The organism is Plebeiibacterium sediminum (genome assembly GCF_026013605.1).
Lineage (GTDB): Bacteria > Bacteroidota > Bacteroidia > Bacteroidales > Marinilabiliaceae > Saccharicrinis > Saccharicrinis sediminus.
This window is the reverse complement of record NZ_JAPDPJ010000096.1, coordinates 1-13,636: the sequence shown is the minus strand read 5'-3', so window position 1 is coordinate 13,636 and position 13,636 is coordinate 1. Positions and strand designations below refer to the sequence as shown.

Here is a 13,636-nt window from a genome sequence, read left to right as displayed (position 1 = left end):
CATCTTAGAATAGATGAGAAACGAGCTAAAGAATGACTTTTAGTCATTCAGGTCGCTCAAAACTATGGACTTTCAGTCCATAGTGGTTTATTTGTGAGTTCCATATGGCAATTAAAAACAAATTTAGACATATGAAACGAGCCATGAGAAAGTTTTTCTCACACAGGAGAATGATTGTTTTTTCGCGAGTTCCATGTGGCAATTAAAAGAAAAAATAAACATATGAAAAATAAGATTTTTTTAATGTGTGCCTTTGTATTCTTTATGGCTTGTGGAGCATGTTCTGGAGAGAATGAAAATGATGAAAATTTAGATAATGAAACAGATACCGCTATTACAAATGAAGATAATACCGGTGATAGTAACGATACATCAGATCATATGATAACAACAGACAAAATAAATATTACTATAGGAGATATAGTTTTAACCGCTACACTAGTAGATAATTCATCAACAGAGGCTTTGAAGGAAGCACTGGCTGAAGCTCCAATTACTATTGATATGCGTGATTATGGTAACATGGAGAAGGTAGGTTCTTTCGGAAGAGATTTTCCGCGAAATGATGAATCTATTACTACAGAGGCCGGAGACTTAATTTTATACCAGGGAAGTGCATTTGTTATTTATTATGCCCCTAACACATGGAGTTTTACAAGACTCGGAAAAATAGATAATATTACTGCTTCGGAATTAAAAGAAGCTTTAGGGAAAGGTGATGTCACAGTTACATTATCACTAGCTGAATAAAACCGGAATAATTTATAGATAAGATACAGGTCAAACATCTGTATCTTATTTTTTTATTTAAAGTCTAATATTTTATAATCTATTAAATATGCCACATTTTCAAATAAAGTTATTAGAGGGTAAAACCGAAGAGCAAAAACAGGAATTAGCCAAAGAATTGGTTAAAACAGCTCAGAGAGTAATAGGATATGGAGCAGAATCTTTTTCTGTTTCAATAGAAGATTTTACGCTTGAAGAATGGAAAAATAAAGTTTACCCGAATGATATAATGGGTAATAAAGATATTCTTTATAAAGAGCCTGGTTACGAAATGTAATTTGTAAGTATTATCTGGTTTTTAGATAAGCTAATATGGCTATTGTATAACTTTGCATTGCATTTTCTGGATAAAACTTTTATATTCCCTTTTAGGTAATATTTTCATTTTTTGATTAAATGAACATAATAATAGAAATAATTTCTATATTCTGATTTTCTATTATTATAACTATATTTATCTCTAGTGTAGTAGAATGAGGGGCGTTAGCCCTAATTTCTTAGAAGAAAAAGATTTAATAAATATACATAGGGGCATTAGCCCTGTTATCTTAAGTTTTTATTATGGCCAATACCTATACCCAACTTTTCATTCAATATGTTTTTGCCGTTCAAGGTAGAGAAAACTTAATATGTGGACTTGTAACCAAGCATAAATCAAAACCTCTTGCTGTTTTCTGTAATCCGGATCATACACATATTTTTGTAGGGATTCATCCAACTATATCGATCTCAAAGCTTATTGAACAAATAAAAGCTGGTTTGTCAAAATGGATTAACGATAAATGTTTTTTACATGGCCATTTCTCATGGCAGGATGGATATGGTGCGTTTACATATTCGAAATCACAAACTGACAGAGTTGTAAAATATATATTAAATCAACCAGAACATCATAAAAAAAGATGTTTTTAAAGATGAGTATCTATCGTTCCTTAAAAAGTTTGATATTAACTTTGATCACAAATATCTTTTTGAATGGTATGACCCAGTTTAAGACAACAGAGCTACGCCCCTTGATTACATTACTTTAACAATCTTCTACTAAGAAATCAGGCCTAACGGCCCTTCAGATGGTATACTAATATAATTTACCCAGCTTAAAATGCTAAATACATTCCTTTCTGTAACGCAAGCTAGACCATATCCATTAATTTATTTACATGTTTGAAAAATATTGTTTAAGCTTGTTTTGATACAGATGAACTAAACTTGTATTATGGCATCTTAGAAAGCTTGTTTCATTCTATTTCTTCAGTTTTAAGTATTCTATTACTAAAAAAAATAACTTTCCGTAATTAGGGTAACTCTATCCGTTATTTTGGTAAATTTATATGTAAGAATCTCCTCATATTTGTATTATAGAAATCTGATAAAGATTCTGGACATAAAATATAAAACAACATATAATATGAACCGAATAGAATTAAGCAAAAAAAAATTTGAAGAATTATTTGGTAATCATGTTGGTCCTCTGGCAGAAACGGATCCTGATTTACAAGAAATGTTAAATCATTTTATTTTTGGAGAAGTATTTTACCACGGAGAGCTATCTGATAAGTTAAGAGAGTTAATTACATTAGTTGTATTAACTACCAATCAAACACTTGATCAACTTCAGGCACATGTATTTGCAGCCTTAAATATAGGAGTATCACCTGTTGCCATTAAAGAAGCCATTTATCAATGTGTACCATATTTAGGTTTTCCTAAAACATTAAATGCCATACAAAAGGTTAACGAGGTGTTTAAAGCACAAAATATTACACTTCCGGTAGAGAGTCAAAAAACAGTTTTGGAAGAAACAAGATATGAGGATGGGCTTAAAGTTCAGAAGGATATTTTTGGAGATGTTATAGATCAGATGCATCAAAATGCTCCTGAAAATCAAAAGCACATTCAAAATTATTTATCAGCTTTTTGTTTTGGAGATATTTACACCAGAAAATGTCTTGATTTAAAAACAAGAGAGTTATTGACCTTATGTATTTTGAGTGCCTTAGGAGGATGTGAAAACCAGGTAAAATCACATGTATTTGGTAATTTAAAAGTGGGTAATGATAAAACAACTTTACTTGTTGCCATAACACAGTGTTTGCCTTATATGGGATTCCCAAGAACTTTAAATGCTATTAGCTGTATCAATGAGGTAATCCCAGAAAATAAATAAGAATATTAATCGAATGTTCGTTGGAGAATATTAATTATAAGATGATTAGATGTAATTAATAAAAATCTAATGTCTATAATCTATAATCTAACGATCTAAATAAAAATATAGGAGAAAATAAAAATGAGTGAATTTAAACAAATATTTCCATTAGGACAGAAAAATGATGCATATGCAGAGTACTTTACAGGACAAAGTTACCTTGCTTTATTAACCTTAGAAGGTGTACCAACTTTTAACGTGACTTTTGAACCAGGATGTCGTAATAACTGGCATATTCACGAAGGGGGTGGCCAAATTTTACTATGTACTGCAGGAACTGGTTGGTATCAGGAAGAAGGAAAACCTGCTCAATTATTGAACCCAGGAGATGTTGTAAATATTCCTGCAGGAGTAAATCACTGGCACGGAGCAACAAAAGACAGTTGGTTTGCACACGTTGCAATGTCTGTTCCAGTTGAAGGTTCTACAACAGTTTGGCACGGACCGGTAACTGACGAAGAATACAATAAATTATAATATTTTAGTAGCTTAATATAATGCATTAACCTACTTGTAATTACATTGCGTTATAAGCAAAATTGAATTAAGGAAGTCAGAAGTAAAATAACTATTATTTCTTCTGTCTTCCAACTTCCATCAATTTGCACTGTGCACGCAATCGCATCTCTTGCATCATATTAAGCACAGCACACCTATCTTAAAAACAATTAATATAAACATAACACAATTACACATGAACAGACTGAAAACAGCAACTATTATGCTGGCAGGGTTATTTATGTTAGTAACTCAGGCTTGCACAAACACGAACACAACAAAAGAGAAAGAGAATATGAAAAATACAGAAACAGAAGAACATTATACCTTTGAATTGAGTGATAAAGTAACACGAGAAAAAGTATCTTTTAAAAACCGTTATGGTATAACGTTAGTTGGTGATTTATATTTACCAAAAGACAGAGGTACAGAACCACTTCCTGCACTTGCAATTAGTGGACCTTACGGAGCTGTAAAAGAACAATCTTCAGGTTTATATGCCAATGAATTTGCTCAAAGAGGATTTGCTGTTGTAGCATTCGACCCTTCATATACAGGCGAAAGTGGTGGTGAACCACGTAATGTAGCATCTCCTGATATCAATACAGAAGATTTTAGTGCTGCAATTGATTTTCTTGGTGTACAACCATTTGTAAACAGAGAAAGAGTTGGTATCATGGGTATCTGTGGATTCGGAGGTATGGGATTAAATGCAACTGCTGCAGATAAACGTGTTAAAGCTATTGCTGTAGCAAGTATGTACGATATGTCTCGTGTTACTGCAAGAGGTTATTTCGATAGCATGACTCCTGAACAACGTTCACAAATGTTAGAGCAATTAGGTCAACAACGTTGGAAAGATGCAGAAGCTGGAAGCCCTGCTTATGGAACCCAAGGATTACCTGAGCCAGAACAATTAACTGGTGACGAACCTGAATTTGTAAAAGGATATGTAAACTATTACAAAACAGAACGAGGTTTTCATGAGCGTTCAATCAACTCAAATGGCTCTTGGACTGCAACTAATGCATTATCTTTCATGAATATGCCATTGCTGACTTACATCAATGAAATTACTCCTCGTCCTATTTTAATTATTGCTGGAGAAAATGCACACTCACGTTACTTTAGTGAAGATGCTTACAAAGCAGCAAATGAGCCTAAGGAATTAATGATTATCCCAGGTGCAGTTCATACAGATCTTTACGATAAAAAAGATGTTATTCCATTTGATAAATTAGAGTCTTTCTTTAAAGAAAACCTAAAATAATATTTTTTCTAATGACCTGTTTTTAGGTTAACATTTGAGTTTCTGCAAAGCCTTACATTTAGTAAGGCTTTGTTATGTAATAAAATAGCTTTAAGCGTAGAATTTTATTATCAGAAACAAATTATTAAATTTAATAATCCCGATCTATACTTTTAAATTTAATAAGATTTCAAAGTATAACATTCAGAAAAATTAAAATATGAAACGAGCCATAGGAACGAGTTCTCACACACGAGAATGACTAAATTGGCGAGTTCCATGTCGTAAACGAGAACAAATTTTAGACACATGAAACGAGCCATGAGAAAGTTTTTCTCACACAGGAGAATGATTGTTTTTTCGGCGAGTTCCATGTGGCAATTAGAAGAAAAAATAAACATATGAAACAAATATTAAAATCGGTAGCACTGATGTGTATCATCTCTCTATCTGTAGCTTGTAACAATGCCAACAAGCAACAAACTGAAAATACAACCGCAAAAGCAGCTTCATCTCAAAACTTAGAATTAGATGGTGCCGTAGGTAAGTTAAAAGCTGTATTACAAGTTCCGGAATTAAAAGATGGCGAAACTTGTCCCTTAGTCATTTTAATGCATGGCGTATTTTCAAATAAAGACTTTCCAATTATCAGTAAGTTAGCCAACGAATTACAGCAAAAAGGAATTGCATCTATTCGTTTTGATTTTAACGGTCATGGCGAGAGTGATGGGGCTTTTAAAGATATGACAGTTCCTTTAGAAGTAAAAGATGCATTGGCTGTATATCAGTATTGCAAAACATTGGATTTTGTATCTAATATCAGTTTATTAGGTCACTCACAAGGTGGAGTAGTAACTTCATTGGTAGGTGGCGAATTAAAAGATGCTATTAAAAGTGTAGTTCTTTTAGCTCCAGCAGCAGTAATGGAAGATCAAACAAATGCGGGAATGATGATGGGTGTAAAGTTTGATCCAAACAATATTCCAGAGAGTATTTCTGTATTTAATCATACTGTAGGACGCGAATACCTTTCAACTTGTCAAACATTAAATATTTACGAAAATGCGGCAAACTATGAAGGTCCTGTTTGTTTGATTCATGGTAGAGCAGATCAGGTTGTTCCTTATTCTTACAGTGAAAAATACGATCAGATTTATAAAAACAGCACACTGCATATTATGGAAGGTGAAACGCACCTTTTTGACCAGGATATGCTAACTGCTGCTCATACAGCTGTTGACTTTATTGTAAAACAGACTGCTAATTAGTATATAGGATTTATAAAGAAAGTCCGACCATATAGAAATACATACTTGTTATATTTAAGGGAATCATAATTGATTCCCTTTTTTGTTATATTGAGCTCATATGAGCTCTTAATACTGGTGCAAGATTAAATCCTGTACCTTTACATCTTCAATAAAGATATGTCCAATAGGTTCGGTATAGCATCCTATTATGTCATTATATCCAGACCCTTATTTTAGTAATTTCATATTGATATTCAACCATTAATACTGACCTACTCATTTATACCCTAGCTATAAACCACTTACTATTCAAACATCCTGTTTTCTTCACGCTTATCATCATTTTATCGTGCAACGTTCGCAAATCTATGGTGTAGCGGTTGTGTACAGGTTGCGTCGCGGTTGCGACCATTTGCGAAGCCGTTGCGTAGCTGTCTAGTCCCCTTTGCGATGCAGTTGCGATAAATTTGCGATAAAATGGGCTAGATTTGCGTACACTTTGCGATAAACATGCGATGAGTTGCTCATAAAGTTTTATGTAAAAAAACTAACCTCTATGTATTTAAAGTCCATAGACAACGCTGTTTATACAAAAAAAACTAAGAATCCATAATTATAAAACCGAATACCCGTTATATGCTAAGCTTTACAAAATAATAACTACATTAGTAGTTTAGTAAACCGAGATATTAAAACGAATAAAATCCAAGTAAATCAGGGATAATGGATTAATTAAACTTTTAAGGATATAATACACCACTAAGTTTGACGTACTTGACACCTTAATTCCAAAAATTATATGACAAAAAAGAATACAAAACTGATCATCAGAATTACATTGTTAATAGGAACAATTGTATCGATGTTTTTTGTACCATGGATTTTGGTAAAGGCATGGATACTACCACTGCCAGATACAGTTCAGGAACAGTTAGATGAAGCAATAAATCAGGGATTTGACGGGATAATTGTTTATATAGACCAGGCTGGTCAACAACCTCGGTATTACGCAGCTGGCTGGCATAATAGAGAATCGAAAATACCAGCCAAACCACAGGCACTTTTTAAAATTGCCAGCATCAGTAAGCTATACGATGCTGTAGCTGTCACCAAATTGGTAAGTCAGGGACGACTTTCACTAGATAAAACCATTGCCGATTATTTACCCAATCTTGTAGGAAGAATTGAAAATGCTGATAAAATCACCTTAAGATTGATGATTCAGCATAGAAGTGGAATTCCAAATTTTACAGATACACCTAATTTTTGGTCTTCTCCAACAAAATCTTATGAAGAAAGTCTGGCCTTGATATTAGACAAACCTGCAAACTTTAAAGCAGGCGAAGATTATGAATATTGCAATACAAACTATCTATTAATCAATAAAATAATGGATGATGTATTAGGTTATGATAACTTTCAATTTATTCAGGATGAGATTTTAACTCCTTTACATCTAAAAAACACCTATAGTTCATTAAGTCAGGTAAATATGGACTACGTAATGAGTGGTTATCATGTGGGGCATCCCTATGATTTAAAGGAAGATGAACATGGTATGCTAGCCACAGCTGAAGATGTAGGTATATTCTTAAGAGCTTTGAATGATGGATCTATATTTAAACCTGGAGAAAAAGAAATATATTCTTCCGTTTATGAATATAAACATGGCGGTTGGGTTCCTGGATACCAGAGTTTTGCAGAGTATCATAAAGATATTGATGCTGTTATTGTTGAGTTTTACAGCACAACTGATTCTAAACTATACAATTGGAACTTATCTGAAATCATTAATAATAGAATTGTCAAAATACTGAAAAGGCAAAAAAGCACTAAATAAATTATACATATCATCAAAAATCAAATTTTAATATACAATAACCATAACACATAACATCCTATCTATGAGAATTAAATTACAACTTCTTACAATCCTATCACTTTTTTCGATTTTTGCCTATGGTAGTGCTGCTCCCGAGGTTTCTCATTACTTCGGCCAGATACAACTTATTACAGACTTAAAAAGCACATTATCGTACACTGAGTTTTTATCTTATCTTGGATGTATATTAGTTGTTGTTCCGTTTATTTATCTGGCCTATCTGGTAAATATTAACACACCAGATCATTTTAAACTGTATTACTATAATGATAATTACAATGCTAAAAGTATTATTAACTACATTGAAAAACTTGAGGCTATTTTTAATAAAAGCTTTCCCATATTTAAACAGTCAATAGAAGAGTGTAATCAAGTTTCTAAAGGCCATCTAAGATTGTATTCAGAAGCCATTAATAGTAATATTTTCTGTATTAAAATGAACGGCAGAAAACGATTTAACGTATTTTGGGAATTTGCAGATCCTTTTCTTAAGAGTATGATTCTATTATTACCAATAATTAGTTTGTGTATTGTTGTTATTACTTATATCTATTGGGGCATAGGAGTACTTGTTATTAGTTTGATATTTCAAATTTTTCTTATTCCACTTGTGCTTGTATTCTTTTACTATTTGTTGCAAATTTTTCAGTTTGTAATTAATAAAACCGGAAAAGAATTACCTGCGTTAAAAATTTCTTTATTCGCTTTAGAAGCTTAATAAATAGATACATTAAAAGAGCTTTTGATAAAAAATCAGGAGAATATTTTTACTATTCTATTGTAACAAAATATATTAATGAAGTTAACGCTAGGAGTGATATTACTGGTGTATATCATAATCCCAATAAGGATATAAAAGGTATCTTGGAAGATTATGGTATTGAGTTAAAGTAAAAACTCTATAACGATTTAAAGTCTTTCTAAAGTTTCAATTATTCGATTGCTAAGTAGCCATCATTTAATTGTAGTTTGTTGTAAATACACAAATAGTGATTGTTAATAAATAATGCATAACTATTTATGTATTTGAATAAAATATTACTATTTATGCACAATTAATATTTGCATAACTTGATAAGGTATTAAATATATATCTACATAAATAGTAATATAACAATAGATTATGGAAATTAAAAAAGTAATGATTGCTGGTGGTGGTGTACTGGGATCACAAGTTGCATGGCAAACTGCATTTCACGGATTTATGGTTACGGTTTATGATGCCTTTGAAAAAGGTATTGAAACAAGTAAATCGTATCATCAGGAATTTGCTCAATTATTTTTAACACAAAGAGGAGCCAGTCAACAACAAGTTAATGATACTTTAAGCAGAATAAGTTATACAACTAACTTGCAAGAGGCTGTTGATGGGGTAGATATGGTTAGTGAATCAGTTCCTGAAGATATGGAATTAAAAGTAAAGTTCTGGACTGAATTGGGTAAAGTAGCTCCTGCAGATACAATCTTTACAACCAATACATCTTCAACATTACCAAGTTTTTATGCTGAAGCTTCGGGCAGACCGGAGAAATTCCTGGCATTACACTTTGCAACAGGAGGTATATGGGATGCAAATATTGCAGAAGTAATGGGGCAAGCTCAAACCAAAGATGATATTTATGAGCAAGTAGTTGATTTTGCAAAAGCTATAGGTATGGTTGCAATACCTGTTAAAAAGGAAAATCCTGGCTATGTGATGAATGCGGTATTTATTCCGTTTTTATTATCAGGGTTAGATCTTGTAATAAACGAAATTTCAACACCTGAATATGTTGATAAAACCTGGGTTATTTCTACCAAATCTACATATGGCCCTTGTGCTTTTATGGATATTGTTGGAATGGGAACTGTATATCATACATTGGAGTCATTGGCAGTTGCTCATAATGATGAATCATTCAACAAGCGTGCCCAGTGGGTTAAAGAAAATTTCATAGACAAGGGAAAAATGGGTATGGCTACAGGTGAAGGTTTTTACAAGTATCCTAATCCTGCCTATGCGTCTCCGGAATTCTTAAAAAACTAGAGTTAAGGTATCCTGAGTAAATCTTTAACATGCATACGATATGTTTTAGATGGCTCTTTTATCTATAAAAATTTATTTATACAGCTTTAAAAAAAGGTCTGGCTTACGTAGCCGGGCCTTTTTTTATTTACCTAGAATTCCCATCATTCCTAATAATTAAATTCTCAGTTTCTCCATTCCTCTTGACTTCGTAGCCGTTTTTTATCATATTAGGTATAAAGTCTTTTATTAATAAAGGTTTTAAAATGTGATTAATTATAAAAATTAGGATTATACTTTTATTTTTGACATCCAATAATGAGATTTTATCAGACTGTAAATAGAAAATAATTACACAATAAAACGAGCTTGAATAATCTATATCTTTTATTAATATGTAGGAGATAGGCGAGTTACATTTAATACCATTGAAATATAAACTATAGTGAAATAAAAATTACCAACTTATGAAGTTTAGCAATTTATTTTTATTACTATTTCTGAGCATTGTTTGTAATATAACAGTGGCCCAGAAAACAGAAAAACAAATGCTTTCCGGCAATTACACCGACGATGGAGTTACGTGGGATTTCTTTTGTACATCAGGCCGAAACAGTGGAACCTGGACTACTATTAGAGTTCCCTCTTGTTGGGAATTAGAAGGTTTTGGCGAGTATAACTATGGATACGAAAGAGAAAAATCATCAGAAAAGGGACTTTATAAAACCATATTTTCTATTCCTGAAGATTGGAAAAACAAACGTGTCTTTATTGTTTTTGAAGGTTCAATGACTGACACCAAGGTTAAAGTAAATGGAAAACAAGCCGGAGCTGTACATCAGGGTTCATTTTACAGATTTAAAAGAGAAATCACTGATTTTGTATCGTATAAATCAGATAATAAGCTTGAAGTAGAAGTAAGCAAGATGTCATCTAATGCCAGTGTAAATAGCGCGGAGCGTAGTGCCGATTTTTGGGTATTTGGAGGTATTTACAGACCAGTTTACCTGGAAGCGGTACCTAAAGATTTTATCGAATACACCGGTATTGATGCAAAGCATGATGGTACCATAAATATGGAAGTAGTTTTGGACAAACCTGTTTCAAAACCAACCGTAAATGTTGAGTTGTTTGAAGTTGCCTCAGGTAAAAAAGTAGGTTCATTTGAATCCTCTTCAGCCGAAAAAACGAAGACAATACTTGCTTCAGCTAAAATAGATGATATTAAACCGTGGACGTCAGAAACGCCAGCTTTATATAATGCGGTTATTACGGTAAGCCAAAAAGGAAAAGAGTTTCATAAAGTAACAGAGCGTTTTGGTTTCAGAACAATTGATCTTAGAAAAAGTGATGGTGTTTATGTAAACAACAAAAAGATCATGTTTAAAGGTGTAAACCGCCATTGTTTTTGGCCAAGTACAGGTCGTACAGTTAGTAAAGCGCAAAGTTTAGACGATATTAAGCTAATTAAAGAGATGAATATGAATGCCGTTCGTATGTCGCATTATCCACCGGATAAGCACTTTTTAGAGCTTTGCGATTCATTGGGCTTATATATTATTGATGAACTTTGTGCATGGCAAAAACCTCCGTATGATACACCTATTGGCGAAATTTTAGTTCGCGAAATGGTTACCAGGGATGTAAATCATCCTTCCATCATTTTTTGGGCCAATGGAAATGAGGGTGGTTTTAACAGAGATTTCGATCCTATGTTTCCAGAGCTAGACATTCAAAAACGTCCTGTTATTCATCCTTTTGGATTATATGGAGGTATTAATACTACGCATTATATCTCGTACAATTCCGGTATTAAAAACATGTTTAACGGACGTGATATCTTTATGCCAACGGAGTCGCTTCATGGTTTATATGATGGAGGCCACGGCGCAGGTTTGGATGATTACTGGAATTTAATGCGTTCTAATCCGCTATCGGCAGGTATGTTTTTATGGGATTTTTCAGATGAAGGTGTGGTACGTACCGATAAAGACGGAATTCTTGATACAGATAAGGCTTCAGGCGCTGATGGAATCTTAGGACCTTACCGTGAAAAAGAAGGAAGCTTTTATACCATAAAAGAAATCTGGTCGCCTGTGTATGTACAGAAAAAATACATCACTCCGGCATGGAATGGTAAACTAACCATTGAAAACCGATTTGATTTTACAAATACCAGCCAATGTAGCTTCTTTTATTCGTTATCAAAATTCAGTTCATTAGATGGAGAAGCAGAGAAGGTTAATGGTAAAATTAATGCACCAGATATTACTCCGGGTAATAAAGGAGAACTTGAATTAGATTTACCTAAAAACTGGAAAGATTACGATGTTTTATATGTAACAGCAAAAGATCATAATGGCGATGAACTATACACATGGAGTTTTGAGTTAAACTCACCTGCATTTTTTGCTCACAGAGTTTTAAATAACAGTTCTGCTAATAGTTCAGCTGTTGTAAAAACTGAAGATGCTACAGATTATATTTTATCGGCAGCTGGAGTTACTGTAAAGATTAATAAAGAAACCGGAATGCTGACTGAGGTTAAAACTGCAGATGGTATTATTCCATTAACCGAAGGACCAGTTTTTATTACAGATGCTGAGTTAAAATGCAAACATGTTGATTTACAAGTAAAAGATGGTGAATATTCAATCAATGTATTGTACAGCTATCCAAATAACTGGGATGCTTACCGTTTTACCTATACCATGCAGAAATCCGGTGTATTGAAGTTGGATTATGATTACCGACCAGCAGATAAAATTGCCATGTGTGGAATTACTTTTAATTTCCCTGAAAAAGATATTAAAGGCGCTAAACTGTTTGCAAATGGTCCGTACAGGGTTTATAACAATCGTTTAAAAGGTGGAAATTTAAATATATGGGATAAAGAATACAATGATGCCATTACTGGTGAAGTATGGGAATACCCTGAGTTTAAAGGTTATTATTCATTATTTTACGGTATGAAACTTGATTGTCCTACTCCTTTTGAAGTGTATTGTGCTTCTGAAGATGTTTTCTTGCATTTGTTTACACCATCCATTCAAAAACAATATGATCCTAATAGAAACTGGACAAACCCTGTTTATCCTGAAGGTAATATCTCGTTTATGGATGCTATTCCTGCCGTAGGTACTAAGTTTCAAACTGCAGATAATTACGGTCCACAATCGCAATTACACCGTTTTAAAGGATTTAGTGAAACACCAAACATGCAAAATACCATCTATTTTAAATTTAATAAGTAATAAATTACTTTTTTTAAAAATATGTTTGCCTGAGCTAAAGTGATAGCATTGAATATATAATAACCGTAAAGTCTCCATTAAGGAAGATTTTACGGTTATTTTTTTGTCATAAACTTTAATTTAAAATCATGTATTTTGCTTCAATCTTATTATTTTACGTCCTGAATAGAGTAAATTAAGTGCTTCGTATTATATAATATTCAGATCGTAGAAAAGGAAATGACCATAACAAGAGGTTAATCACGCCAATCTTTGAATTCTACAGTATAATAATATTAATTTGGAGTACCTTAAGTTGATAAAAACAGAATATTAACACATGAAAGAATTTTTGGATCATATTAATAGTCTTTCGCCGATATCAAAAGAGGCATCAGAAGAGATTGTTACATATATAAAAACAAAAAAGAGAGTGTTCAAAACTTTGTGTCATAATAGATTAAAAAGAAAATAACTTTGCCTCATGACAAAAGAATTTGATTACAAAAAGTTTAAAGAAG

General features: G+C 32.8%; 11 protein-coding genes. All 11 read left to right on the top strand.

Going from position 1 to position 13,636, the window contains the following annotated elements; translation table 11 throughout:
- Positions 1-222 precede the first annotated feature (222 nt).
- The 11 genes from OM075_RS22705 (at position 223) to OM075_RS22655 (ending at position 13,136) form a co-directional block, all read left to right on the top strand.
- A complete protein-coding gene (locus OM075_RS22705; RefSeq protein WP_301192852.1) occupies positions 223-750 on the top strand; it encodes a cyclophilin-like fold protein in 528 nt (175 codons plus the stop codon).
- Between the two features lie 88 nt (positions 751-838).
- On the top strand, positions 839-1,066 hold the full coding sequence (locus OM075_RS22700) for a tautomerase family protein (RefSeq protein ID WP_301192851.1): 228 nt from the start codon (positions 839-841) through the stop codon (positions 1,064-1,066).
- 284 nt (positions 1,067-1,350) lie between these two features.
- Positions 1,351-1,701 (top strand): transposase, encoded by a 351-nt coding sequence (locus OM075_RS22695; protein ID WP_301192850.1) that lies wholly within the window; start codon positions 1,351-1,353, stop codon positions 1,699-1,701.
- A 496-nt stretch (positions 1,702-2,197) separates the two neighbouring features.
- On the top strand, positions 2,198-2,956 hold the full coding sequence (locus tag OM075_RS22690) for a carboxymuconolactone decarboxylase family protein (protein WP_301192849.1): 759 nt from the start codon (positions 2,198-2,200) through the stop codon (positions 2,954-2,956).
- Between the two features lie 123 nt (positions 2,957-3,079).
- Positions 3,080-3,475, top strand: coding sequence for a cupin domain-containing protein (locus tag OM075_RS22685; RefSeq protein WP_301192848.1), 396 nt, complete (start codon positions 3,080-3,082; stop codon positions 3,473-3,475).
- A gap of 217 nt (positions 3,476-3,692) precedes the next feature.
- Positions 3,693-4,766: an alpha/beta hydrolase gene (locus tag OM075_RS22680; protein ID WP_301192847.1), complete on the top strand. Its 1,074-nt coding sequence runs from the start codon at positions 3,693-3,695 to the stop codon at positions 4,764-4,766.
- Positions 4,767-5,146: 380 nt separating this feature from the next.
- Positions 5,147-6,013, top strand: coding sequence for an alpha/beta hydrolase (locus OM075_RS22675; RefSeq protein WP_301192846.1), 867 nt, complete (start codon positions 5,147-5,149; stop codon positions 6,011-6,013).
- Between the two features lie 781 nt (positions 6,014-6,794).
- Entirely contained in the window at positions 6,795-7,835 is a 1,041-nt protein-coding gene (locus tag OM075_RS22670; RefSeq protein ID WP_301192845.1) for a serine hydrolase domain-containing protein, read from the top strand.
- Positions 7,836-7,899: 64 nt separating this feature from the next.
- Entirely contained in the window at positions 7,900-8,595 is a 696-nt protein-coding gene (locus OM075_RS22665) for a hypothetical protein (protein WP_301192844.1), read from the top strand.
- A 405-nt stretch (positions 8,596-9,000) separates the two neighbouring features.
- Positions 9,001-9,903, top strand: coding sequence for a 3-hydroxyacyl-CoA dehydrogenase (locus tag OM075_RS22660; protein ID WP_301192843.1), 903 nt, complete (start codon positions 9,001-9,003; stop codon positions 9,901-9,903).
- Between the two features lie 446 nt (positions 9,904-10,349).
- Positions 10,350-13,136 (top strand): glycoside hydrolase family 2 protein, encoded by a 2,787-nt coding sequence (locus OM075_RS22655; RefSeq protein ID WP_301192842.1) that lies wholly within the window; start codon positions 10,350-10,352, stop codon positions 13,134-13,136.
- Positions 13,137-13,636: the final 500 nt, after the last annotated feature.